General features: G+C 40.7%; 25 protein-coding genes. 7 read left to right on the plus strand and 18 right to left on the minus strand.

The genetic code is table 11. The features are described from left to right. Positions 1-133 precede the first annotated feature (133 nt). Both ACZ42C_RS07960 and ACZ42C_RS07965 read right to left on the minus strand, forming a co-directional pair. Positions 134-1102 (minus strand): 2-hydroxyacid dehydrogenase, encoded by a 969-nt coding sequence (locus ACZ42C_RS07960; protein WP_461182999.1) that lies wholly within the window; start codon positions 1100-1102, stop codon positions 134-136. Between the two features lie 82 nt (positions 1103-1184). After that, positions 1185-2156, minus strand: coding sequence for a protein kinase family protein (locus tag ACZ42C_RS07965; protein WP_461183000.1), 972 nt, complete (start codon positions 2154-2156; stop codon positions 1185-1187). Between the two features lie 89 nt (positions 2157-2245). On the opposite strand from ACZ42C_RS07965, the gene ACZ42C_RS07970 reads away from it, so the two are divergent. Further along, the gene (locus tag ACZ42C_RS07970; protein WP_461183001.1) at positions 2246-2758 is read left to right on the plus strand and encodes a phosphatidylglycerophosphatase A family protein; all 513 of its coding nucleotides are present in this window, start codon (positions 2246-2248) and stop codon (positions 2756-2758) included. A 158-nt stretch (positions 2759-2916) separates the two neighbouring features. Here the strand turns inward: ACZ42C_RS07970 and ACZ42C_RS07975 are convergent, their stop codons facing one another. The 3 genes from ACZ42C_RS07975 to ACZ42C_RS07985 all read right to left on the minus strand — a co-directional run bounded on the left by ACZ42C_RS07975 (position 2917) and on the right by ACZ42C_RS07985 (position 4861). Next, entirely contained in the window at positions 2917-3690 is a 774-nt protein-coding gene (locus ACZ42C_RS07975; protein ID WP_461183002.1) for a TIGR01457 family HAD-type hydrolase, read from the minus strand. Between the two features lie 79 nt (positions 3691-3769). Further along, positions 3770-4408 carry a helix-turn-helix transcriptional regulator gene (locus ACZ42C_RS07980; protein ID WP_461183003.1) on the minus strand — a complete coding sequence of 213 codons (639 nt, stop codon included), beginning with the start codon at positions 4406-4408 and terminating at the stop codon, positions 3770-3772. Positions 4409-4420: 12 nt separating this feature from the next. Then, positions 4421-4861 (minus strand): DUF86 domain-containing protein, encoded by a 441-nt coding sequence (locus tag ACZ42C_RS07985; RefSeq protein WP_461183004.1) that lies wholly within the window; start codon positions 4859-4861, stop codon positions 4421-4423. A gap of 113 nt (positions 4862-4974) precedes the next feature. Between ACZ42C_RS07985 and ACZ42C_RS07990 the strand changes: the two genes are divergently transcribed. Both ACZ42C_RS07990 and ACZ42C_RS07995 read left to right on the plus strand, forming a co-directional pair. Further along, on the plus strand, positions 4975-6426 hold the full coding sequence (locus ACZ42C_RS07990) for an amidase (RefSeq protein ID WP_461183005.1): 1452 nt from the start codon (positions 4975-4977) through the stop codon (positions 6424-6426). A gap of 59 nt (positions 6427-6485) precedes the next feature. Then, positions 6486-6776 (plus strand): hypothetical protein, encoded by a 291-nt coding sequence (locus ACZ42C_RS07995; protein ID WP_461183006.1) that lies wholly within the window; start codon positions 6486-6488, stop codon positions 6774-6776. A gap of 48 nt (positions 6777-6824) precedes the next feature. Here the strand turns inward: ACZ42C_RS07995 and ACZ42C_RS08000 are convergent, their stop codons facing one another. Beyond that, a complete protein-coding gene (locus tag ACZ42C_RS08000; protein ID WP_461183007.1) occupies positions 6825-7097 on the minus strand; it encodes a YutD family protein in 273 nt (90 codons plus the stop codon). Positions 7098-7300: 203 nt separating this feature from the next. On the opposite strand from ACZ42C_RS08000, the gene ACZ42C_RS08005 reads away from it, so the two are divergent. Beyond that, positions 7301-7855: a YhcN/YlaJ family sporulation lipoprotein gene (locus tag ACZ42C_RS08005; RefSeq protein ID WP_461183008.1), complete on the plus strand. Its 555-nt coding sequence runs from the start codon at positions 7301-7303 to the stop codon at positions 7853-7855. A 278-nt stretch (positions 7856-8133) separates the two neighbouring features. Beyond that, positions 8134-9111, plus strand: a complete 978-nt coding sequence (locus tag ACZ42C_RS08010) for a M23 family metallopeptidase (RefSeq protein ID WP_461183009.1) — start codon at positions 8134-8136, stop codon at positions 9109-9111. A 71-nt stretch (positions 9112-9182) separates the two neighbouring features. Here ACZ42C_RS08010 and ACZ42C_RS08015 read toward each other — a convergent pair whose 3' ends face one another. From ACZ42C_RS08015 to ACZ42C_RS08045, 7 genes are all read right to left on the minus strand, one after another. Then, on the minus strand, positions 9183-9641 hold the full coding sequence (locus ACZ42C_RS08015) for an SLC5/6 family protein (protein WP_461183010.1): 459 nt from the start codon (positions 9639-9641) through the stop codon (positions 9183-9185). A 185-nt stretch (positions 9642-9826) separates the two neighbouring features. Further along, positions 9827-11065, minus strand: coding sequence for an IS4 family transposase (locus tag ACZ42C_RS08020; RefSeq protein WP_461183818.1), 1239 nt, complete (start codon positions 11063-11065; stop codon positions 9827-9829). A 47-nt stretch (positions 11066-11112) separates the two neighbouring features. Continuing rightward, complete coding sequence (locus ACZ42C_RS08025) at positions 11113-12108, minus strand: sodium-dependent transporter (RefSeq protein ID WP_464891344.1); 996 nt, start codon at positions 12106-12108, stop codon at positions 11113-11115. Positions 12109-12640: 532 nt separating this feature from the next. Further along, positions 12641-13432 (minus strand): sporulation protein YunB, encoded by a 792-nt coding sequence (gene yunB, locus ACZ42C_RS08030; RefSeq protein WP_461183445.1) that lies wholly within the window; start codon positions 13430-13432, stop codon positions 12641-12643. A 229-nt stretch (positions 13433-13661) separates the two neighbouring features. Next, positions 13662-13964, minus strand: a complete 303-nt coding sequence (locus tag ACZ42C_RS08035; protein ID WP_461183446.1) for a YunC family protein — start codon at positions 13962-13964, stop codon at positions 13662-13664. Between the two features lie 73 nt (positions 13965-14037). After that, on the minus strand, positions 14038-15435 hold the full coding sequence (locus tag ACZ42C_RS08040; RefSeq protein ID WP_461183447.1) for a bifunctional metallophosphatase/5'-nucleotidase: 1398 nt from the start codon (positions 15433-15435) through the stop codon (positions 14038-14040). A gap of 12 nt (positions 15436-15447) precedes the next feature. After that, positions 15448-16260 (minus strand): sulfite exporter TauE/SafE family protein, encoded by an 813-nt coding sequence (locus tag ACZ42C_RS08045; protein ID WP_461183448.1) that lies wholly within the window; start codon positions 16258-16260, stop codon positions 15448-15450. A 305-nt stretch (positions 16261-16565) separates the two neighbouring features. Between ACZ42C_RS08045 and ACZ42C_RS08050 the strand changes: the two genes are divergently transcribed. Together ACZ42C_RS08050 and ACZ42C_RS08055 are read left to right on the plus strand one after the other, a co-directional pair. Further along, the gene (locus ACZ42C_RS08050; RefSeq protein WP_461183449.1) at positions 16566-16862 is read left to right on the plus strand and encodes a DUF378 domain-containing protein; all 297 of its coding nucleotides are present in this window, start codon (positions 16566-16568) and stop codon (positions 16860-16862) included. A gap of 618 nt (positions 16863-17480) precedes the next feature. Continuing rightward, on the plus strand, positions 17481-18509 hold the full coding sequence (locus ACZ42C_RS08055) for a DUF3231 family protein (protein WP_461183450.1): 1029 nt from the start codon (positions 17481-17483) through the stop codon (positions 18507-18509). Between the two features lie 126 nt (positions 18510-18635). Here the strand turns inward: ACZ42C_RS08055 and sufB are convergent, their stop codons facing one another. From sufB to sufC, 5 genes are read right to left on the minus strand one after another with little or no spacing between them, the layout of a single operon-like run. Next, positions 18636-20033, minus strand: a complete 1398-nt coding sequence (sufB, locus tag ACZ42C_RS08060; protein ID WP_461183451.1) for a Fe-S cluster assembly protein SufB — start codon at positions 20031-20033, stop codon at positions 18636-18638. Between the two features lie 40 nt (positions 20034-20073). After that, positions 20074-20508 (minus strand): Fe-S cluster assembly sulfur transfer protein SufU, encoded by a 435-nt coding sequence (sufU, locus tag ACZ42C_RS08065; protein WP_461183452.1) that lies wholly within the window; start codon positions 20506-20508, stop codon positions 20074-20076. Further along, entirely contained in the window at positions 20498-21718 is a 1221-nt protein-coding gene (locus ACZ42C_RS08070; protein WP_461183453.1) for a cysteine desulfurase, read from the minus strand. The genes sufU and ACZ42C_RS08070 overlap by 11 nt, the downstream gene beginning before the upstream one ends. Further along, positions 21718-23025, minus strand: coding sequence for a Fe-S cluster assembly protein SufD (gene sufD / locus ACZ42C_RS08075; RefSeq protein ID WP_461183454.1), 1308 nt, complete (start codon positions 23023-23025; stop codon positions 21718-21720). Before sufD ends, ACZ42C_RS08070 begins: the two co-directional genes overlap by 1 nt. A 16-nt stretch (positions 23026-23041) precedes the next feature. Then, entirely contained in the window at positions 23042-23827 is a 786-nt protein-coding gene (gene sufC, locus ACZ42C_RS08080) for a Fe-S cluster assembly ATPase SufC (RefSeq protein ID WP_461183455.1), read from the minus strand. Positions 23828-23918 lie beyond the last annotated feature (91 nt).

Raw genomic sequence — 23918 nt, forward strand, 5'->3', positions numbered from 1 at the left:
CCTGTCATGAGGGGCCTCGAGAACCCCTGTCAAAGACATTTTCTGCTTTTAACCTAGACAGGTGGGCTTCGAGATAGTTCCCTGATTCAGCAAATTGTAAAATATATTTTTTTATTAAAATCAGTTGTCTTCATTATTCCTCCACCGGGGTTTTTGGCCCGTCTCCTCTGAATAAACCATGAATATTTTCCAGGCATAGGTTCAGCATGGCTGACCTTGTTTCTTCACTGGCAGACCCGATATGCGGCATACAGACGATTTCCTCCAGCTGCATAAAAGGATGGTCCGCTGCAATCGGCTCATTTTCAAACACGTCCAATCCCGCTCCTTTTATTTGCTTTTTCTTGATCGCCGCTGCCAAGTCTGCTTCATTTACTACCCCGCCACGGGAAATATTAATAAAGATGGCGGATTCTTTCATTTTCTGAAATGCGGCTGCATTAAACATATGTTTCGTCTCCGTTGTAAGCGGAAGTACGGAGACAACAAAATCAGATTCCTTCAGAAGTGTAGCGAGATCAGTATACAAGGCTCCCAGCTCTTCTTCTGCCCGGGGCTTGCGTGACCGGTTATAATACAGCACATTCATGCCAAAGCCTTTAGCACGTCTCGCGATGGCTCTTCCAATCCTTCCCATGCCTGCAATGCCTATTGTTTTGTGATGAACATCCGCTCCTGCAAGTAAATAAGGAGACCAATTTTTCCATTGGTCATTTTTAATATACTGATTTGCTTCTATCATTCTTCTCGCTGTAGCCATCAATAGCGCAAAACCCAGGTCGGCCGTAGTTTCTGTTAATACATCAGGCGTGTTTGTAATGGTGACACCATATTCCCTGGCTGCAGAAACATCAATATTATCATAGCCAACTGCCATATTGGCAACGATTTTCAAATGAGGTGCCTCCTTCAGGAAATCCTCATCAATTTGATCTGTAAGGACACATAGTAAACCATCCGCCTCGTCGGCTTCTTTTTTTAGTATTTCCCTGGGCACCGCCTCATCTTCTTTTTCCCAAAGACGAAAGTCGAACGCTGCTTCATACGGTTCCAAAAGAGTATCCGGAATTTTTCTTGTAATATAAATACGCGGTTTTGCCATATTTCCTCCTCCATTCAACTTCTTCTGTTACACACAGTGTAACACAGTGCCGACAGTATTCTCATGTTATACCCGTGCAAAATCACAGCCAATGCAAGGTAGGGATGCCCAATGGTTCTCTTTCCATCCCGGCATCCGCAAAAAAGTTTCGGAGTGTTTTTTCATACGTCCCCTGCTGTTCGATGAGATGTTTAAAATGCAAATATTTCTCTTCCGGGTCATTGGCGGGAGGTGTGTAAACCGCATCGAAAAAATGAGCGGGGAACAGCAGTCTGGCGTATAATAGCCGCCAGCTGAATACGGACAGCGGCCGAACGGTTTGATAGTCCTGCAAAAACTGATAAATATTTCCTTTCTGTTCACGATGTGTTATGCTGTAACGTATAGTTTCAGCCAAATCCCTTACCGGATGATCATATACAAGGTCATGCGGCCAAATAAATGACTGGTGCAATTGATTGATGTATCTGCTGAAGGCAATGGTTCCTTCGTCAGATTCATGAAAACGATAATCTTTTTCGCTTTCCTGGAGAAATTGAATAGCATTTTCACTTATACCGATGATATAGGGTAAACTGTCGATAACAAGTATATTGAATGGAGTAGGGTTTTTTGCGGCATTTTCCTCCGCGCTGTGTTCGAATTGCGTTAATTTGTGAATCCACAATTGTTTCCACTGTCCGTAACTGGAAACATGCTGTGGTTCAAATTGATATTTGGACCCAATCTGATGAAAATGCGCAAGTGTTTCACCAGGGGATCCTTCTGCTACCCGCGAGTACTGATTTGCCCTAATCACCATGTACGTTCTATCCTGGTAGCTCGTGAACCATTCCCCATGAATATTTTGAACCGGAACTGCCGTTTGATCATACTCGTTTTCCGTCAAATAATAGGCTAAGGCGGCCTGTTCCATGTATAAAATTTCCCTATCGTCTGCCGGAATGATAAAATAAATATATTCCGACTGTTTGTATCCCTCTTTCCCGTTTATCTGCCGTTTATCCTCTGTCTGAATTTCATAATGTGCAAGAAGCATATTTCGAAAAGGCAATTGGATTCCCCCTTTTTGTTTGCATTACTATTAATGTATATGAGGGATGGATAGTATTTTTAACTGAAATTTTAAATAGAGGTGATTATATGGAAGAAAATACAAAACAAAGTGAACTGGAGCAAACAGCAAGAAAATGGCTGAAAGACCGCGGCGTGGAGTTGGATGATATTGCAGAACTCGTTTTTTACCTGCAATCCAAATATCATGACCACTTAAAAATGGAAGACTGTAAATATAATGTGGAACGCGTGCTTACCAAACGCGAGGTGCAAAATGCGATCCTGACGGGAATTCAACTGGACGAACTGGCAGAACAGAAAAAATTGAAGCAGCCTTTGCAAAAAACAATTGATACCGATGAAAGTCTCTACGGTATTGATGAAGTTATTGCATTGTCCATTGTAAACGTATACGGTTCCATAGGGTTGACCAATTATGGCTACATTGACAAACAAAAGCCCGGCATTCTGAAGCGATTAAATGATAAGTCAACCGGCGAATGTCATACATTCCTTGATGATATTGTCGGTGCCATTGCAGCAGCGGCTTCAAGCAGACTAGCCCATGCTACCGCAGATGATGCGATGCTTGATGATTAAACCGCTGTAGCGGCAGAAACAGGAAATAAGAAAGACATGCCTTCCATTGGCTTTGGGAGCATGTCTTTTTATGGGAGCAATGGCTACTGATTGTTATGCGGTTGTGATGGTTTATCCGGCGAATACACGCAGTTTTCCTGCTGTTTCAGTAATACAAGCTAAATAAAATGAACCCACTCCCGTAAGTCCTCCACATGATATGTCGGCATCTCCACCAGTCCGGGAAGTTCCTCCTCCTGTGTCACCCCGGTAAATACCATAATCGTATCAATGCCAGCCCTGATTCCAGCTTGGATATCCGTATCATAATTATCCCCGATCATGGCGATATTTTCTTTATTCATACCAAGCTTACTTATCGCCGCTTCCATAATTACTGATTCCGGCTTTCCGACAGCCATCGGCTTCACACCTGTACTCACGGTAATCACAGAAGACAAAGCTCCATTTCCGGGCAATAGTCCTCTTTCCGTTGGTATTGCTTTATCACTGTTTGTAATAAGAAAAGCAGCACCTTTTCGGATTGCCAGGCAGGCTTTGGCATATTTCTCATATGTAATATTTCTGTCGATCCCAACGACAACAAAATCACAATTGTCGTCTTCTGTAATAACAAACCCTTCCTCCTTCAATGACTCATGCAGCCCCTCTTCCCCAATTAAATAACAGCTGGCTCCCTGATTTAATCCTTTTAAATACATTGCTGCTGCAACGCTTGACGTGACCACCTGTTCCGCAGTGGAAGGCACTCCCATATCATTCAGTTTTTGCGATATCGCTTCCCGGGTCTTTGAAGAATTATTCGTAATAAACATATATGGAATTTCTCTATTATGTAATTCATTTACAAACTCAACCGCTGATTCAATCGGCTCAGTGCCCCGATACATCGTACCATCCAGATCAATTAAATATCCCTTATACTTTTTCATGCTTATCCCTCTTTTTCTGCCATGATCTATTTCTATTTAACATGCTGCTCTATCCCAGCTAAAAAAACCAAAAGGAACATTAGACTGTTCCCTTTGGCTTTTTAATCAACCATTTGCAGAAATTATCCCCCTTAGTAATACATGTTTCGGAAACAACATCCTTTGTGTTAAAAACTTTTTCAAACACTTTTTTTTCATTTCTGCAAACCTGATTGTAGGCCGTTGCAAGATTTACGATCGGGCAATGATAATTGGTGATAATATAACTGCCATCTTCGGATTGGTCAAGTTCAACCATATATCCTTTTTCGTTTTGTATATCTGCTACCTTGCTTACTTTCTCATCAAAAATGGATTTCCCAACTTCTTTTTCCATTTCATTCTTTTCTCTTTCCATCCGTTTGGCCAAAAGGGCATCCACCGCTTCTTTTCCCTGCAGTTCTTCCAGATCCTGCAGGAGCTCCAGAGGCAATTGTTCATACTGGTTCGGAAAGGTGTCATGACCTTTTCCGGTCAGTTCATAGGTATGGTATGGCCGGCCCAAACGCTGTTTCACCGAGTTTTTTTGAATAAAACCTTGTTGTTCCAGCTCATGGATATGTTTTCTGACCGCAATTTCCGATATGGTGAAACTATCCATGATTTCGCCTATCGTACAAACTCCGCTCTTTTTCAGTATATTTAACAGTTTTTGCTTCGTGGAAGTAATTTTTTTCATTTCCTCTCACCTTCATATCTCTTTTGAAAATGCATTCGCTACTCCCAGTTCATTATTTAAATAGTTGCGGATATGCGTACTGAATGCTTCCAGTACCATCTGATGCTCGGACATTGCATTTCCCAGAAACGCATGATCCACAGCAGTATATTCATTTACAAGCTTTTTCCTCAATTGAATAAAATGTTTGTAAGCCTTTTCTTCCCCGGAAGGCAATACCTTTTCATCCATTAAAATATCTATAATATCCTCATAGCTTCCCGGGTCACGCATGATAAATCCATCAATCATCATGTTGCCGACGTCAAGTATGCTTTCAATTAATACATGCACCGCTCGCTCCAAGGCTAATTGATCCAAAGAGGAACTAAAGTTTTTTCCCTTTACTTCCTCTAATATTTCCTCCATATACAACAGTATCTCTTCTATTTTACTTCGGTCAACAAAATACATTATGTTACCCCCAATAACTTGCTACAATGCTATTATACCACATTTGGCATGTGTATTTCATATAAACATGGTATAGTTGGGAAAAAGGAATAATTCCAAGGGGAGCGCGAAAAATGAGTATAAAATCCATTCATAAAAATGATGTTCTCGCGATGGATGCAACCGATATTGCATCCTTTATTAAAAAAGGAAAAATATCGGTATATGAAGCAGTTTCTATTTACATTGATCATATTAAACGAATAAACCCATCCCTCAATGCCATGGTGGAAACCCGATTTACCGAAGCGTTGAAGGAAGCCAGGGAAAAGGATGAAACACTGAAGCATCGTCAGCCGGATGGACCTTTATTTGGCGTACCCATCAGCATTAAAGAATCTTTTCATGTCTCTTCCATGAGAACAACCGGAGGCCTTGTACACCGGCATGACCTGGTATCCCGGACAGATGCCGCAGTGGTTGCCCGTTTAAAAGAGGCCGGTGCGATTATACTCGGAAAAACAAATACACCTGCCTTAAGTTTCTGTCAGGAGACAGACAATAAATTATACGGGAGAACAAATAACCCGTGGGACATTTACCGGACTGCCGGCGGGTCCACCGGCGGTGAAGGAGCACTTCTCGCTGCAGGAGGAGCTGCAGCCGGTATTGGATCTGATATTGGCGGATCCATCCGTTTTCCGAGTCATTTTAATGGTATTGTCGGTTTCAAACCGGGAATGAACCGCGTTTCCATGGAAGGACATTTTCCGAAAGCAGGCACAGAGCTGCAGAAAAGAATGCTAACTGCAGGACCGATGGGAAAATCCGTGCGGGATATCGAGCTTATATATCATCTCCTCTCGGCTGAAAAAAACCGGGTCAGTACATTACAGGGGTTCAAAATCGATATTTTGCCGGGCAATCTGAATTATCCTTTATCAGAAAAAACGAAGGAAATACTGGATAAGATCGACAATTTTTTAATGGATTCCTTTTTGACAAATCGGCGTATGCCTCCTTTTTTTGAAGACAGTGCGTTATTATGGCAGGAAATCATGTCCAGTGATGGCAGCAAACTAATTGAAAAGGAAGCTTTTAATCATGACCGATCCCATGTGTGGAAAGCATACACGAAAGAAAGGCTGACACAAAAAACGGCCATCCATCCCTATTTATCCTGGGCAATCATTGGTGCGAAACTGTTTAAACCGTCCAAAAGCAGGGTGCGGGAAATACATCGTATTCTCGCAGAAGGTGACCAGGTATTAAAGGACTTTTTAGACCAACGTATACTTATTTTCCCTGTCTATCATACAGGAGCATTGGAACACGGTAAGGTATTTCAAGAAATATTCTCCATCCGCAAAACTTTTTTGAAGTATATGCCTTATGCGGCCTATGCAAATGTATGGGGATTACCTTCCCTGACCATTCCTGTAGGTCGAGACGAAAACAATATGCCTATTGCTATTCAGGTGATAGGAAATATTGGAAGTGAGGACGCCCTATTTCGCCTGGGGAAAATGCTCGAACGAAAATTCAGCGGTTATGAACGGGCGATTATTGAAAATGAACACCAGTGAATGGTGAGGATATTCCTTTCTCTTCTGGATAGACTATAGAGAGAAAGGGGGATGGGATTATGTCGCGCAGAAATGTTAAAAAGTTCTCTGACTTTTCCAATGTGCATGATATAAAAAACAGCATTATCCCGGAAGAATTTCCGGAAGGCTCATTTGGTTCTCCAATCGATCAGGAGGAAGCTGTTTACGGCAAGTCCACGCCATGGGAAAAAGGACAGCGCCGCGAAAGTGCATTTGTGTACCCATATAAAGAAATGCATGAGGATCTGCCGCGTCAGACTCCCGGTGCGCATGTAATCCATGATGAATCCGGGGATGTCCATCCGCAGCACGAAGAATTTGAAGGGTAGCAGTCAATCTGCTGCCCTTATTTAATTTATCAGGCAACCAGGTGATGTTTACACTTTTTTCTTAATTACAAAGTAAGCACAGCCGAAGTTACAGTATTCGTATAAATAATCATCCAGTGTGCCGATTCTGGAATCAATCGGAGCCTTTTTATGATCATCCCGGTAAAAGCCTTTAAGCCTTAATTGGTCATAACCCCAATCTCCAACAATGTAATCATATTTTGCGAGCACTTCGGAATACCGTTCCTCAATTGCTTCTTTTTGAAATCCATCTTTTTTATTTTCGATGAGATCATATTGTTTACCCTGTAGTTCAATCATGCTTATCCCTCCGCTTTTGCTGCATCCAGTTTACCATACACCGGGCAGTGAAAACCAGAAAATATTTTTCAGCTCTTCCCCCATTGATGGATATAATGAACGAATTATCGGGAAAAAATGACAGCAATACAAATTAATTCGCGTATGAATTTTACCGAAAAACATAAGCTAACAGAGAAAATACTGCAAAAAGGATGAAACATATGAAGAAAATAATGTTAACTATATGTATTTTGCTGTTGTTCGTTGCCGGTTGTGATAGAGCCAATAATACATTGGATGAAAGAGAACAGCGTGTGAATGAACTGAACCCAAACAGAGAAGAGCTGCAGACACCCGGGAATCAGGAAATAAACGATCAACTTGGTTATGTCCATTATACACAGGAACAATTTGAAAGGAACCAGGATGAAGACAAGGTTGTAACAATGGACAGAAACGAAATGGCCAGTATGATCACGGGTATTATTCTGAATAACGAGGAGTTTGAACAAGTAGCGACACTCGTCTCCGATGATGAAGTTTTAATTGCCTATGAAATAGAGGGTAGCATGGATGAAGATAATGCAGCTGAAATTGCCAGAAAAACGGCGGAATCGGTGATGCCAAGATACTTTGATATCGTTGTATCAGACAACCCATCTCTTATTCCCGATATACAAAGTCTGCACATCTCCGAAACCACTCATCCGAACTATCAAAACACAATTGATAAAATCATTGAGGAAATGGAGAATTCGCCACAGGGTGATAATTAATGAATTTTATTTAGACAGACCAGCAGCTGCTATTTCAAGTAAGCGTTTAGGACCGGGAAGCTGAATTTTATAGAAGACAAACACCCCACTTTATCAGCTTTATTACGATGTAAACTGGTGCAAAACTTTAAGCGGTGCTGTCCTGTAATTCGATTTCCCTTTCCCTGGTTGCTATATTCCTGGTCCTACACTTTTCTATATGGAATAAAATGTTATTTATAAAGCATTATTTTTTACAAAAACTACGTATCGTTACAACAATTAAAGGGTGAAATAAATTGAATCCTAACAAATACATTTTCATTTTTGCCTTGTTGCCAGTATTATTTATTTCATTGGCCGGTATTTCCGACAAAGTGATTGCCGAAGAAGATGAAACATTGGTGCATAAGGAACGAATGGCTTTATTTAAAAAAACGGAGGCACTGACACAAATTCCGTGGTATTATTTTGCTGCTATTGAAAATTATGAGCGCAATATAAATAAAGAAGAAGATGAAGAACAAGTGATAAACATAGAGTTTGAGCCGTCGGTCTGGTTTGGCGCAGGAAATATCTCCAAATTGACAGATGAACATGTCATCTCGGTCCATAATGGTATCGGAAAAGATGGAAACGGCAATGGACATGCTGACCCCGAGGATCCGGAAGATGTTTTGTACACAATGGCTCAAATTCTATTGGAGTACGGCAATACAAGGGATGAAATAAAAATTGCTTTATGGAATTATTATAAGCGGGATTTAACGGTACAAACCATCATGAATACAGCAAAGGTATTTGATAAATTTCAAGACATCCATCTGACAGACCGTTCGTTTCCGTTGGCAACAGAATACAATTACACTTTTCATAATACCTGGGGAGACCGTCGTGGCTTTGGCGGCTTACGTATTCATGAAGGAACGGATATTTTTGCCGATTATGGAACCCCGGTTAAGTCAACAACATACGGTGTCATTGAAATGATGGGCTGGAATTTATATGGCGGTTGGCGAATTGGCATCCGTGATATATTTAATATTTATCATTATTATGCGCATATGAGCGGATATGAAGATGATATAGAGATCGGACAGGTAGTAAAACCCGGTGATGTACTCGGAAGTGTCGGCTCGACCGGCTATGGTCCGCCCGGAACTTCGGGCAAATTTCCGCCGCATCTCCATTATGGCATGTATAAGGATAACGGACATACTGACTGGTCCTTTGACCCTTACCCATATTTAAGAAAATGGGAGCGGATGGAAAATTAAAAAAGGAAGAGACCCGCACAACAATGTGTGAAGGTTTCTTCCTTTACTTTTTGAAATACATCGCCAAATATTTATGCTTCAATGCCAAACAGATTAGCGAGTAAAATAATGATAATCATGATTGGTGCAATAAAGCGAATCATAAACAGCCAGGCTTTGGCAAGCCCCGGATTTTTGAAATCAGCTTCTTCCAGGGCAACTTTGCTTCCCCATCCCCAGCCGACAAACAGAACAACAATTAACCCGCCAATAGGAAGGAAATAGCTATCCGTCAAAACGTCAACGAAATCCAGGAACGGATAACCGAAGATGAGAAAATCACCGAGCGGTCCGCCTTGGCTTAAGGCAGACGGAATACCAAATAGGGTGATCAGTCCACCTACAATAAGTACCGCTTTTCTTCTGGTCAAATTCACTTGGCGCATCGCAAAAGATACACTGACTTCCGACAGTGAAATAGCCGATGATAGACCTGCGATAAACACAAGAAAGAAGAAAAAGATCGCAAAGAATGTTCCTGCTCCGGCCATCTGATTAAATACTTCAGGTCATTAGCATTGCATAAAACCTAAAAATTAAAGTCAAGCAAAGATTTCATAAGTAACATTAATATGATGCAATATTCTGACTGCACCTCATTCCGAACAGTGAAAAAAAGTTAATACAGGAATAAGTGTAGTCCTTGTCAGATAATTTGAATTATATTAAAAAGTAATTAAAATAAAGGATCAAACGTTAAATCGTTTAAATGACTCACCTCCTCAAGTGCAAATTGACGCTCTATGAACTTAAATTCTCTCTCCCAACGATTTGCTCGCCGTCCTTTTGACGTGCGTTCAGGCTTTCTAAAGAGGGAACGAATGAATTTATCCAGTCCTTCAAATAAGTTGGTTTGCAACTTTCGGTGTACGTCTAATAATGATCCTTTATGATGTAAGTTTCGCTGCATTAAAAGTTCTAAACAGTATGTAATGAGCGCAATCCAGATTTGATTGTAAACGGCATTCTCGCTTTTTCCGTAGAATGTTTTCAGGTGTAAATGCTGTTTCATCCATTTGAAAAAGGTCTCTATTTTCCATCGGTAGCGATACAAGTCACCAATCTCATTAGCGGAAAGATGGAAGCAGTTTGTGATAATGATAACCGTATTACCTTCACTATCTTCTGTTTCAATTAACCTTAATGATCTAGTCATTTGGTTTTTTCCTTTTCCTAAGATAACTTTCTGGTCCTTAAATATGAGAGAGTCTGGATTTGCCTCATATTCTTGAAGTACTTTTACTTCAGCGTTCTTTTTCAACCGTGTAATAAAACGAACTTTTTCCATGCAAAGCTTATCAAATTGTTTGTAATCGTTGTAACCCCGATCAAATAGATAGACAGCATCAGGTACGATTTCAATAAGTTCATTCATCTGTGTTCGATCTGCATGCTTGGCTGGTGTAAGTACACCACTATCAGGCAATACCATGTCTTTTGTAACAACTACCTGAAGATGAAGCCGAACGCCGGCTTTTGTTTTACGGAATGTTGCCCATGGATATTGCGTCAGGGACATACTCATCGTTGTCGAATCAATGACATGAAGTCTTGAGATTTGTTGAGAAATAGGCTGCCCTTTCTGCCGAGCATGGATGTTAAAAACAAGATGGTGAAAGACCTTCTCAAAAACTTTTGGTGATAAAGCTCCCAGCTTCCTTGAAAGTTGAGAGGTGCTAATATCAAATCCCATATGGCGGTTTAATTTGTCATCATCTTTCACCTTTTGGGTAAGGTGCGCTAAACTATCAACCTCATTTATGTGGGCTATGATAAGCAACTGTAAAAATTTATGAGCTGTCAGTTTTTTAACGTACTTATCAAGATCGATCACATTGATTAATTTCGTAAAAGTTTGTTCGTTTATTATCTTTAATAATTCATTTATTGTTGTTTTTGTGTTATCCTTGTCCATGTGATGCTCCTTATAATTAGGGATTTGGACAAGAACTACTACCCTAATTATAAGGCTTTTTTTATGCAATTGTAAGTATTATTACCTATATTGGGAATATTTTTTACTAGATGTAATGCTTGACAAAATGGTTGATAAATTAATGCAATGCTAATGACTTCAGGTAATACGACAAACACTAATCCCGGTCCTTGCGCAGCATCCATCCCTATGCTGAATACCGCAGTGAAAATGACTATTCCAACTACAATGGCGAATAAAGTATCCAACAGTACAATTCTTGTTGCAGTACCGGGTAAACGGCTCCCAACTTGTTTTGAGAGATAACCGCCGTATGTTACCATAATCCCCATCCCAAGGGATAATGTAAAGAACGCCTGCCCGATGGCGGCTAAGTACAGAGAAGGATCACCCAGAGCGCTCCAGTCAGGAACAAATAAAAATGCAAGCCCTTCAGCGGCTCCATCCAATGTTAATCCGTATACGGCAAGCACCACTAGAATAACAGCAAGTAACGGCATAAAAATTTTACTGCTGAGCTCGATCCCTTTTTTAACACCGAAATATAAAATACCAACAATAATAGCCATAACAATAATCTGCCACAGTACCGGCAGGAATGCATCACCAATGAAGCCGCCGAAATATTCTTCAACGCCTCCAGCTTCCACCTGCTGAATGCTTCCGATCATATAACTGAACATGTAATACAGGACCCAACCGCAAATAACTGCATAAAATGATACGATGAGGAAAGATGTAATAACACCCAGCCAGCCACCTATCACCCATGGTTTTGCAGGTGCTGTTTTCGCAAAAGATCCAACTGCATCCAGCTGTCCCCGTTTCCCGATTGAAAACTCCGCAATCATCGTTGGCAAGCCGATAATGAAAATACATATCACATAGACGAGTAAAAAAGATGCGCCTCCATATTCCCCGGTAATATAAGGAAAGCGCCAAATATTACCTAAACCAACCGCAGAGCCGACAGCAGCCAATATGAAACCGGTCCGTGTGGCCCATTGCTCTCTTCCATTCATTCCATAAACCCCCTAATTTATAAAATTTTTAATACCATTGTAATTGTAAGCAAGATTTGTTGGAACGTCAATAATATTCCGAAAAATACCAGTATTAAAGAATAAATTACCTTTCCAAAAGTTCAGTTCTCTTTTTCCGGTTTTTACCTGGAAAAAGAAACAAAACCGGAATAGCACTGGCTTTCTCTTTTTTCTTTCTATTTGAGAATTTCGTAAATACAATTTACACCATCCTGCTACAATGCTGAGAAATTAACGTAACTGGCTAACACACTGAAGTTAATATTTATTCTTTCAAGCACCCCCCAAGTCTCCTCATAACCTATATGTATGTCCGGTTACAAAGATGGATTACAAAATTTATTTTTTTCAGATATTTATGCTTGTATTATAAAGGGAGTTTCTGTCGTTGTCAAAGAATATTCAACTTTAAGACAACCCATCTATTCAGACTACTGTAAAAATAAAGAAAGACAATGATGGAATATAACCCATCATTGTCTTTACAACTCTATTCGCCAGGGAGCATCATCTATTCATTCTGTTCATTTTCATCCTCAAAATTCTCCCTTGGTATCGCGATGGACGGGTCTTCACCATCTCCACTGTAAAAGTCCGGCACATCACCCATTATTGCTCCCCCATCAATATAAATTTCCGTTTGAACTGTTGTTACTTCAGACGAGAAAGGAATGATAATTTGAACATCAGCTTCCACATTCACATACAATGACACCCAGGAACCATTAATTCCCAGAGGTTCTGTCTCACGAGTAATGTTTGTTCGTACGTTCCCAATTAATTCGAGGTTTACAGGAACACGAGGGCCTAAATTTGCCAGGACTGTATTTCCGGTTACTTGCCCCAACGGTATTTCCACAAGGGTCGGATCCTGCATCGCCCTGTCCTCTGCCCCTTCCTGATAATCATACGGTTCATGCAGGGAATAATCATATGTAATCGGATCACCACGATTGACGTTCAGGAGAAACTCCTCCACCCGGTCTGTTGCTACTCTATTTATTTCACTGACAACTGCAGGATTATGATTATACGTAGCTACATTTCCATCTGCATTATACGTAATATTTAACACTTCAGAGAAATCATAGCCTTCTGCAAATCGCACAGCTGAATTAATGGCTCTTGTAGCAATTTCATCAATTTTTCTTTCGGCAATATCCATTAGAACCGGTTTAATGCCATGGTCGACGATCCAAATACTTAACCCGCAAAATAAGGCAAATACAATCATGGTTATCAGGAAAATATTTTTGCCCGGAGGTGATGCAAATTTCTTGCGGTAGCGTTTCTTTTTTATCAATCTTAAACCCCCCTTACATCAAGAATATGCTTGTTCCAAGGGGGGTAGAAGGGAAAATTATACACTTCATTATTTTATTAAGTTTGTTTTACCAAAAAGAAAGCGCAAAGATTCCTGTTGCAATTCATGTAATATATTGGTTTCTCATCCTTGTGATACATTTATCCGTTACGCATCCAATATATCGCAAGCCCTCAACTAAAACTGGTTATGAAAGGAGGTTTTTCCATTAGGATATTTTCAAAAGTGCTTCTTTTCCGGACATTCCTTCTCTCCATCCATAGGTCCTCGAGGCTTCCGTAACCTTCTCCAACGGAGCATATAATAATTCATCAATTGTCCTTACTCCGGAAGCTCTTCCGGCAATCACGTTCCGGTCTTTCAACTTTTCGTTTAATACATCCACGTCCAATGCTGCACACATAATGTAGCCTTTTTCATTGCTGATCATCAGTAAATTAGTTTTAGGCAATTCCACGCGAATCGCTGTAAAATGCATTCCTTCCACTTCCAGGGGATTTACGGTTAACATGAATACAATGCCTCCTTCAACTGTACAGTAATAATGTATGCAGTTAAAAAAGACAATGTCACACCGGGATAAATCAGGCCGAAAAACGGCTGCGCAAAGTATCAGCCAAAAGGTCACGCAAAAACTCCGGTAAAAAATATTGCTTCGATTCGGACTTTGCTATTTCAGGCAGCAGACGACCAAAGGTAAATGTATCTGCAGTTGCTACCGAGTAAATTGCCTCCGGATCCAATGGTTCATTATGAAGTAATACGTTTTCCACATGTTCTTCTCCATCTTCACGTATTGTGGTTTCCACCGTCAAACCGGAAAACACCATTCTCCCGAGCACTTCTCCTCGAAAGCCGAACCCCTTTAACTTTAATTCCGTAAAGGATTTAGCAAGGGAACCCCGAACTACTTCCAGCAATTCATCTCCATTTAATTGTACGACACAAGGGTTGATTTGATGAGGACATACCCGGTGAATGTCTGAATACGTTATATCACCTGCAGGAAATTCATCAAGCAGAAGTCCTGCATTAAGCATGGCCACATCCGTTTCCGTCCAATCTTTTAGTGTGCGTGTCAACTCCCGCATGATTTTGGTTTCCTTAAACCAGCCAACCTCAACGGTTGATTCCGTATGAACGACCACTTCTCCCAAAATTTCTGCAGCTTTGTCATTCAGCTGTTTCAGACTCTGCTCCGTGCGCAAATCCTTTGCCAAATGTGAAATATCCGTTGCGTATGCTTCTTTATGGACTAATCTTTTATCCTCATGATCCCATGTTAAAACCACTTCCCCAACATGGAAACAATGCTTACCCGCTGCGGTGATCATGGTATTATTCACATACTCGCCTGTACGCAGCAAGTGATGTGTATGTCCACCAATAATAACATCGATTTCCGGAAATCTTCTGGCTATTTCCTGATCTTCGCTAATCCCTAAATGAGATAATAAAACAATGACGTCTGTTTTATCCTTTAACCCTTGAATATAAGAATCCAGCACGCGATACGGAGACGAGACATGCCAGCCCAGCAGTTCATAAAAAGCATTAAAAGGCGCAGTCAATCCAATAAACCCTACCCTTACCCCTTGAATGGATTTTAAATGAACCGTATGCTGCAGCCAGTGCGGCTCTTTTTTATCCAGGCTCTCCAAATTGGCACAAACAACATGAAAACCGGCTTCATCATATAAATGAAACAAATCCTCATGAGGAAGTGTAATCCCTTCATTATTCCCCATCGTCACTATGTCATAATCAAGATCATTCAACAGTGCAACATTGGCTTTACCCATAAAAGCTTCCGCAATAGGATTCACACGATCTACATGATCTCCAATATCTATCAGCCAATAAGAATCTTTGGCAGCATCCTTCATTGCTTTCTCCCGTTTTAAAAATGAAGCAACCCGAGGCCATTGTTCAAAGTTGCTGTGTAAATCATTTGTATAATATAAGTAAAGTTTTTCCTGCATATCTGATACTCCTTACGCCAAGCCCTGGAAAATCATTCGAACACCAATAATAACCAGTAATATTCGCAGCACCCATTCCAATATATTGCCTGTTAAACGCTGATTAACCATAGCTCCAAGCTTACCGCCTATCCATGCTCCGGGTATGAAAGAGAAAACATATTCCCATGCAATATGCCCCAACGCAATATGTGTGGAAGCCCCTATGATACTGACAAAGAAAATCATAAACATGGACGTAGCTGTTGCAATATGGATTGGAAAACCAAATAACAGAATCATGGCAGGCACCATGATTGAACCGCCGCCAATACCAAACAAACCCGAAAACATACCTACCATAAGAGAAACAACCACTACAGCAGGAATGGAGATCCGGTAATAATATATTTCCCCATTTATGTCAAACGAACGAACACCTTTTTCGTGAGGGGTAACCTTCTTCCTGTCCGGTTTAATGAAAAACAGCATGGATATTAAAATAATAACAAACCCAAAATACAATAAAAATGCGTCTGTATTAAAAAACTGGTTAAGCCACGATCCAAACATACTGCCTGGAATGCTCCCAACCAAAAAAAGCGCTCCTGTTTTATAATCCACTCGTCCCGCTTTTGAATAAGAGATGGTAGAGGATAAAGCTGTAAAAATCATGACAATCAAGGATATCCCTACTATTGTTTGAGGGGTTGCCCATGCAAAAGCATCAAAAAACTCATGCAGAAGCAAAAGGGTGGGCACAAGAATAACGCCTCCGCCCAATCCCATTAAACTGCCCATAAAAGCAGTAACTATCCCAATCACTAAACATATGAACAATACCAATTATTTCGCCTTCCAACATAATGTATTCTTTTTCTATATTATCATTATTGGATGGAAAATCCTAATTAAGACTTTTATATCATTTTTTTATACGTAGTTGCCATTTGTTATGAATTTTTTTGTCAAATACGGATAAATATTTCTCCCATTACAAAAGATAAGCTTGGGTTCCATTCATCCGGAGACTTATAGAACTTTATAAAAGGGATTGAACTCCACAGCTCAAAGTAATTCCTGCGAATGGGATAGAGCTGAATGTAAAATGAATAGTTATCGTCATTGCTATTTTATCAGGAGGTGAAGAAATGGAAACGTTAAGACGTATAGCACTTGCACTGGTTATTATAGGAGCCATAAACTGGGGCCTGATTGGTTTTTTTCAATTTGATTTAGTCGCATCCATTTTTGGTGGCCAAGAAGCTGCTCTATCCAGGCTTGTTTATGCCCTTGTCGGTTTAAGCGGTTTATATTGTCTAACCATCTTATTTGAACCAATGGATGAAAGGAACACAGAACGCCAGGGTCACACAGGCAGGCTGAATTACGGTACCGAGATGGGTGAAGAAACAGACGTGGAAAGAGAACGTGATAGAGATCTGTAAGAACGGTGGGACAGGCCGTCACCTGTCCCATTTTTATATGGAGCTTCAAGACAGTCTCTTTTCTTTTTATACACAAAAATTTTTGTATCACAGCAATAATAAACTGGTCTCTATTGATTGGGTTGCCTATGATTTAAATAATCTCTTGTCATTGTGAGAGCTTTATTTGCATCAAAATAACCCCAAGGATCATCTGGCTTTGGTGGCGCATCTGTTTACAGAATGCTTTTCACATCATTGGGACTTAAGAATGGATTGGCTCCCAGCATAAGTGCAATATTGCCTGCTCTTAGGGGTTAACACCGATGTTCAGGAATAACAGGAATGGTTTCACCGCTTGATTCATAAGGTGCTTTTTTTGTTTTTCCTGTAGTTGTCCAACTAATCTCTGATCCAATTTCCGGCCTGCTTCTTCATACTATACTCTTTTCCGGTGACTTATACTTGTTTCCCTCTTATAATCATCCATTAAATATGAAGTAAGCGTATTGTAAAAGCATAGCACTCACGTATCAGTTTTACCATAAGGTATTTATTTTTTTCGAGAGGCTGTATAGTTTTTAATGAAAAACCGTAAAATAATTCCTAAAGTGGCAAATGAAAAATGGAGGTATTTCATTGGGAATTTTTGATAAAGCAAAAGATAACACGTTAACATCTGCTGAAGTATCCAGTCTTTGGCTCCAATATATGGGTGATACGATGGCTATTTGTATATACAGATATTTTCTTGCAACCGTAAAAGATAAAGAGATCCAATCCATTTTGGAACGCTCCATTCAATTATCCGAACAGCATGTAAAAGAAATTACCGGTTTTTTAAGACAAGCAAATTTCCAGATTCCAATCGGGTTTACAGAAAAGGATGTAAATGTGCATGCTCCCCGTCTTTTTTCCGATCAATTTATACTATTTTATGCCTATATTATGACTATACATGGGTTAACCGCTTATAGCCTTGCTATTACAAACACCGAGAGACAGGATATTCAAGATTATTTTTTTGAATGTACAAAAACATCCAAAACATTATTTCAATCAATAAGACAAGCAGGAAAAAAACATCCTAAATTTAAAAATGTACCCTCCATACCTTCACCCAGGACGGCAAATTTCGTAGAATCACCAGGGTTTGTTTCCAATTTAATTGGCGACAAGAGACCATTATACAGCTCAGAAATAAGTACACTTTTTTTTAATTCCATGAAAACCGGATTTATCAGCAGTTTAAGTATAGCGTTCAGTCAGGTGGCAGAAAAAGAAGAGGTGCGTAATTTCATGGTAAAGAATGTGAAGCTGGCGAGGAAAGATGCGGAGAGTTTTGATGTTATATTACAAGACGATAATTTAACAATCCCTGAAAAATGGGATATAGAGATTACTGACTCTACCATAAGTCCTTTTTCCGATAAATTAATGATGTTTCATGCAGGTTTTTTAGTAAATGCCGCACTGAGTTATTATGGTGCCTCCATTGGATCCAGCTTTAGATCAGATATCACCCTAAACTATTCCAAGGTATTTGTCCATGCCATGGAAGCCGGCGCACTTTCTTACAATATTTTGGTTAAAAATCATTGGCTGGAAGAACAACCGCAAGCGATCGACCGAAAAATGCTGGCTAAAGGTGCAAAAAAAGGAAAATAAACATTGAAACAGGGGAGGTACTCCCCTCCTATTCCTATAAATATGTTAAGTAAGCCTGCTCCGGAAATTAAATTATTTGAGGAAGTAAAAACCCTGCCACTAAGTAGTGACAGGGTTTTTAACTTATTAACCAATAGAGCCTTCCATTTCAAAGCTGATTAGACGGTTCATTTCTACTGCATACTCCATTGGCAGTTCTTTTGTAAACGGCTCGATGAAGCCCATAACAATCATTTCAGTTGCTTCCTGTTCATCCAGACCTCTGCTCATCAGATAGAATAGCTGCTCTTCGGAAACTTTGGAAACTTTTGCTTCATGTTCCAGAGAAATATTGTCATTGTAAATTTCATTATACGGAATTGTATCCGATGTGGATTGATTATCCATAATTAACGTATCGCACTCGATGTTGGAACGGGCTCCGTCTGCTTTTCTTCCGAAGTGTACCAGTCCCAGGTAGGATACTTTTCCGCCACCTCTGGAAATGGACTTGGATACAATAGATGAAGAGGTGTTTGGTGCCAAGTGATGCATTTTAGCCCCAGCGTGCTGCAGCTGGCCTTTACCTGCCAACGCAATGGAAAGTGTGTTTCCGCGTGCACCTTCTCCACGCAGCAGGATTGATGGATATTTCATCGTTAATTTGGAACCAAGGTTACCGTCGATCCATTCCATCGTACCGTTCGCATCCACTGTTGCACGTTTTGTAACCAGGTTATACACATTATTTGCCCAGTTCTGGATTGTTGTGTAACGGCAATACGCATCTTTTTTAACGAAAATCTCAACTACTGCACTATGCAGGGAGTTTGTCGTATAGATCGGTGCAGTACAGCCTTCCACATAATGAACAGATGCACCTTCGTCAACGATGATCAGCGTTCTCTCAAACTGCCCCATATTTTCCGAGTTAATACGGAAATAAGCTTGTAATGGGGCGGTGGTTTGAACTCCTTTTGGTACATAGATAAACGAACCACCTGACCATACCGCAGAGTTTAAGGCCGAGAATTTGTTATCAGTTGCCGGTACAACTTTTCCGAAGTATTCCTTAAATAGTTCTTCATGCTCTTGCAGTGCTGTATCGGTATCTTTGAAAATAATACCCATTTTTTCCAGATCTTCTTCCAGACTCTGATAAACAACCTCGGATTCATATTGTGCAGAAACCCCTGCCAGATATTTTTGCTCTGCTTCAGGGATACCAAGTCTATCAAAAGTCTGTTTAATCTCTTCAGGCACTTCATCCCATGATCTTTCTTGCCTTTCCGATGGTTTAACATAGTAAACAATTTCGTCAAAATCCAACTCGGAAAGATCTCCACCCCATTGCGGCATTGGACGCTCATAAAAATGCTCCAGCGCTTTCAGGCGGTAATCCAGCATCCATTGCGGCTCGTTCTTCATTCTGGAAATTTCTTCAACTATTTCACGGGTTAATCCTTTACCGGAGCGGAAAACAGATACGTCCTTATCTTGAAACCCATACTTATAATCTTCTATTTCAGGCAAATTTTTTGCCATGATAAAACCTCCTTTAGGTGTTTGCCAATGACAGTTTCAACTACGATTCCTTCACACCTTTTTCCATTGCCTTCCATGCAAGTGTAGCACATTTAATACGTGCAGGAAATTTGGATACTCCTTGCAAAGCTTCAATGTCACCTAAATCCAATCCTTCTGAATCAATGTCCTCTCCCATTATCATTTGAGAAAAAATATCGGACATCTTCAACGCATCCTCTATGCGTTTCCCTTTTATAGCCTGGGTCATCATCGAAGCGGAAGACATGCTGATAGAGCAGCCTTCCCCTTCAAATTTGGCATCCTTTACCGTACCTTCTTCCACTTGCATTTGCAGCTTGATACGATCCCCACATGTCGGATTATTCATATCTACGGTTAAAACATCACCATCAATTTTACCTTTGTTGCGCGGATTTTTATAATGATCCATGATTACTTGTCTATATAGTGTATCCAAATTATTAAAAGACATCACCAAAATACTCCTTCGTCTTTATAAGTCCTTCAACCAGACGATCCACATCTTCTTTTGTGTTGTATAGATAAAAACTGGCTCGTGCTGTCGCTGTGACATCCAGCCATCTCATTAATGGCTGTGCACAATGATGACCTGCGCGGACTGCAATCCCTTCTGCATCCAAAGCAGTGGCAGTGTCATGCGGGTGGACATCATCCAGATTGAATGTAACAAGCGCTGCACGTTTCTCAGGTCCGTAGATTGTTATTCCATCAATACTTCGCAGCTGCTGCATGGCATAATCGGCTAATTTTTCCTCATGTGCAGTAATGGCATCCATGCCGACTTCGTTCAGAAAATCAATCGCAGCACCTAAGCCAATGGCACCGGCTATAATCGGAGTACCACCTTCAAATTTCCACGGAAGTTCTTTCCAGGTGGAATCATAAAGGTTTACAAAGTCAATCATTTCTCCGCCAAACTCAAATGGCTCCATGTTTTCCAAAAGCTGTTTTTTTCCATACAGCACACCAATCCCGGTAGGCGCCCCCATTTTATGGCCGGAAAAGGCGTAGAAATCACAATCCAATTCTGCCACATCAAGTGTTAAATGGGGTGCCCCCTGTGCGCCATCGACCATAATCACTGCACCATTTTTATGGGCGATGGCTGCGATTTCCTTCACAGGGTTGATCGTACCCAGTACATTGGAAACATGGGTGATGGCTACGATTTTTGTATTGCCGGTAATCGTTTTTTCCACATCTTCAAGCTTTATCGTGCCATCCGGCTGTAATGGCAAATATTTCAATGTTGCACCAGTTACTTTTGCAACCTGCTGCCAGGGAATAATATTACTGTGATGTTCCATCGGGGTAATGACAATCTCATCCCCCGCAGTTAATTTCTCTCTTCCGTAACTGTATGCAACCGTATTAATTGCTGTTGTCGTACCTCTTGTAAAAATAACCTCCTGCGTACTGGCTGCATTGATGAAGCGTCGAACCTTTTCCCTTGCCCCCTCATAATTTTCGGTGGCCCGGGTTCCGAGTGTATGCACACCACGGTGAACGTTCGAATTATCATGTCGGTAATAGTTTTCCACTGCATCAATTACAGCCTGTGGCTTTTGCGATGTCGCAGAAGAATCAAGATAAACTAAAGGATGTCCGTTTACTTCCTGATGTAAGATCGGAAATTGCTGCCGTATGGCTTGCACATCCATTAGTATACCTTCCTTTCAATTACTTCTGTCAGTTGCTGCTTGACGGATTCAATCGGCAGCTGATTAACAACAGGTGCCAGGAACCCATGAATAATAAGACGTTCCGCTTCCTCCTCGGTAATACCGCGGCTCATCAAATAGTAAAGCTGCATAGGATCCACACGTCCAACAGATGCAGCGTGGCCTGCAGTTACATCATCTTCATCAATTAAAAGAATTGGGTTTGCGTCTCCACGTGCTTTTTCACTGAGCATCAATACACGTGATTCCTGCTCGGCATTTGCTCTTGTAGCTCCATGTTCAATTTTTCCGATACCATTGAATATAGCTGAAGCTGCTTCCTTCATAACACCGTGCTGAAGAATATACCCATCAGAATCCAAGCCATGGTTTACAATTTTTGATGTGAAATTCTGTGTTTGCTTTCCACGTCCAACACTTACTGTTTTTGCATTGGAAACAGAATTGTCACCGATTAAATGAGTGATATTCTCATTAACAGTATTCCCGTCATTCATGGCACCGAGTGCCCAGTCAACAACACCATTACGGTAAGCAACACCACGGCGGTTGTTGTAAGCCGTTGTACCTGCCGCAAAGTTATCCACTGCACCAAAGTCAATATTTGCATTTTCTTTTGCAATCACTTCTGCTACAACATTAGCTACAGTTTCTTCATTTTCATTATGTGAAAGATAGTTTTCCACATACGTTAATGAACTGTTTTCTTCTGCTACAACAAGCACATGATTAAACATGGATACTTCCGGGTCTTCCTGCCAGTAAATAGCCTGAAGCGGCACATCCACCTGGACATTTTTCGGAACATACACAAATGCTCCGCCATTCATCAATGCTGCATGAAGTGCAGTCAGACGGTGTTCATCCACGGAAACAGCATCGGTCATATAATATTTCTTTACTAAGTCTCCATGTTCGCGGAGTGCTGTAAAGATATCCGTAAAAATAACACCTTTTTCTTTTAGATCATCACTGAGAGATGCATAGGCTACAGAGTGGTTGCGCTGAACAAGCAGGTTTTCCGGCTTCTTTTCAGCATCAAAAAACTCCTGAAGTTCATTTGGCAGATCCTCTAAAGCATTTACTGCCTCTCCTGTTGCTGTATGTTTAAATTTGCTGAAATTCCATCTCCCAATTTTGGTTTTATCCGGCTCAGGCATATTCAGTGATTCAGCCTGCTCCAAAGCTTCCAGGCGGAATTCACGCATCCATTCCGGTTCATTTTTATCTTTAGAAAACTGGTCGATATAATCTTTGTCGTATGGCAGCTTTGTTACTACAGTCATTATATCCCTCCTTGCTTTACGCGTTTTGCCCTACTGTTTCGTCTTCGATACCCAATTCTTCCTTGATCCATTCATAGCCTTCCGATTCCAGACGCTGTGCCAACTCAGGTCCGCCTGATTTCACAACACGTCCCTGCATCATAACATGAACAAAATCCGGTTCGATATAGTTCAGCAAACGCTGATAGTGAGTAATGATCAAGCAGCCAAAGTTTTCGCTGCGCATTTGGTTAATTCCTTTGGAAACAACTTTCAAAGCATCAATATCCAATCCGGAGTCAATTTCATCCAGGATGGCAATTTCAGGTTTTAACAGCATTAATTGAAGAATTTCATTACGCTTCTTCTCCCCGCCTGAGAACCCTTCATTTAAGTAACGCTGTGCCATATTTTTATCGATTTCCAGGGAGTCCAAAGTTTTATCCATTTCTTTAATGAACTGCATAAGTGGAATCTCATCGCCTTCTTCACGCTTTGCATTAATGGAAGAACGCAGAAAATCCGAAGTAGTTACACCGCTGATTTCACTTGGATATTGCATTGCCAGGAAAAGTCCAGCACGTGCACGTTCATCCACTTCCATTTCGAGCACATCTTTCCCATCCAAGTGGATGCTTCCTTCTGTAATTTCATATTTCGGATGTCCCATTACCGCGGAAGCCAAAGTGGACTTCCCTGTACCGTTTGGTCCCATTACTGCGTGGAATTCTCCACCCTTTATTGTAAGGTCTACTCCCTTTAATATCTCTTTGTCTTCAATCGTAACATGAAGATTCTTGATTTCCAGTGTTGATCCTGCCATGTCGATACCTCCAAATACTTATTTATATATTTGATTTATGAATGAAGCCTTTCATTCTCAATCTATTCTCATTACAATCTTAAATCATTTC

The organism is Virgibacillus kimchii, assembly GCF_055379185.1.

Excerpts from the sequence above, each read along its gene's own strand:
- ACZ42C_RS07960 (WP_461182999.1), bottom strand. The coding sequence starts at position 1,102 with ATGGCAAAACCGCGTATTTATATTACAAGAAAAATTCCGGATACTCTT.
- ACZ42C_RS07970 (WP_461183001.1), top strand. The coding sequence starts at position 2,246 with ATGGAAGAAAATACAAAACAAAGTGAACTGGAGCAAACAGCAAGAAAA.
- ACZ42C_RS07975 (WP_461183002.1), bottom strand. The coding sequence starts at position 3,690 with ATGAAAAAGTATAAGGGATATTTAATTGATCTGGATGGTACGATGTAT.
- ACZ42C_RS07980 (WP_461183003.1), bottom strand. The coding sequence starts at position 4,408 with ATGAAAAAAATTACTTCCACGAAGCAAAAACTGTTAAATATACTGAAA.
- ACZ42C_RS07985 (WP_461183004.1), bottom strand. The coding sequence starts at position 4,861 with ATGTATTTTGTTGACCGAAGTAAAATAGAAGAGATACTGTTGTATATG.
- ACZ42C_RS07990 (WP_461183005.1), top strand. The coding sequence starts at position 4,975 with ATGAGTATAAAATCCATTCATAAAAATGATGTTCTCGCGATGGATGCA.
- ACZ42C_RS07995 (WP_461183006.1), top strand. The coding sequence starts at position 6,486 with ATGTCGCGCAGAAATGTTAAAAAGTTCTCTGACTTTTCCAATGTGCAT.
- ACZ42C_RS08000 (WP_461183007.1), bottom strand. The coding sequence starts at position 7,097 with ATGATTGAACTACAGGGTAAACAATATGATCTCATCGAAAATAAAAAA.
- ACZ42C_RS08005 (WP_461183008.1), top strand. The coding sequence starts at position 7,301 with ATGAAGAAAATAATGTTAACTATATGTATTTTGCTGTTGTTCGTTGCC.
- ACZ42C_RS08015 (WP_461183010.1), bottom strand. The coding sequence starts at position 9,641 with ATGGCCGGAGCAGGAACATTCTTTGCGATCTTTTTCTTCTTTCTTGTG.
- ACZ42C_RS08020 (WP_461183818.1), bottom strand. The coding sequence starts at position 11,065 with ATGGACAAGGATAACACAAAAACAACAATAAATGAATTATTAAAGATA.
- ACZ42C_RS08025 (WP_464891344.1), bottom strand. The coding sequence starts at position 12,108 with ATGAATGGAAGAGAGCAATGGGCCACACGGACCGGTTTCATATTGGCT.
- ACZ42C_RS08035 (WP_461183446.1), bottom strand. The coding sequence starts at position 13,964 with ATGTTAACCGTAAATCCCCTGGAAGTGGAAGGAATGCATTTTACAGCG.
- ACZ42C_RS08040 (WP_461183447.1), bottom strand. The coding sequence starts at position 15,435 with ATGCAGGAAAAACTTTACTTATATTATACAAATGATTTACACAGCAAC.
- ACZ42C_RS08050 (WP_461183449.1), top strand. The coding sequence starts at position 16,566 with ATGGAAACGTTAAGACGTATAGCACTTGCACTGGTTATTATAGGAGCC.
- sufB (WP_461183451.1), bottom strand. The coding sequence starts at position 20,033 with ATGGCAAAAAATTTGCCTGAAATAGAAGATTATAAGTATGGGTTTCAA.
- sufU (WP_461183452.1), bottom strand. The coding sequence starts at position 20,508 with ATGTCTTTTAATAATTTGGATACACTATATAGACAAGTAATCATGGAT.
- ACZ42C_RS08070 (WP_461183453.1), bottom strand. The coding sequence starts at position 21,718 with ATGGATGTGCAAGCCATACGGCAGCAATTTCCGATCTTACATCAGGAA.
- sufD (WP_461183454.1), bottom strand. The coding sequence starts at position 23,025 with ATGACTGTAGTAACAAAGCTGCCATACGACAAAGATTATATCGACCAG.
- sufC (WP_461183455.1), bottom strand. The coding sequence starts at position 23,827 with ATGGCAGGATCAACACTGGAAATCAAGAATCTTCATGTTACGATTGAA.